The sequence below is a fragment of the Streptomyces sp. SID5785 genome (assembly GCF_009870065.1).
GTDB lineage: Bacteria > Actinomycetota > Actinomycetes > Streptomycetales > Streptomycetaceae > Streptomyces.
This window is the reverse complement of record NZ_WWIA01000676.1, coordinates 1-205: the sequence shown is the minus strand read 5'-3', so window position 1 is coordinate 205 and position 205 is coordinate 1. Positions and strand designations below refer to the sequence as shown.

At 63.4% G+C, this 205-nt stretch carries 1 pseudogene; it reads right to left on the bottom strand.

What is annotated here, in order from left to right:
• Positions 1-205, bottom strand: a pseudogene (locus GTW43_RS21790) (hypothetical protein); the annotation flags it as partial.

The following is a 205-nucleotide window of genomic DNA, read 5'->3' as shown; positions in this document are numbered from 1 at the left end:
TCCATGTAGATGCCGCCGTTCCACTCCTCGAAGTGGTTGCCGATGAAGAAGGGGGCGCGGTTGGTCTCGTAGGCGCGCCGGAACCCTGCCATGTAGGACTCGGTGGCCTGGGTGCGCCAGCCCGGGTAGTTGTAGGACGGGGCGCGGGTGGAGTTCTTCGACTGGTTGGCGAGGATGTTGTAGTCCATCGACAGGACCTCGAAGC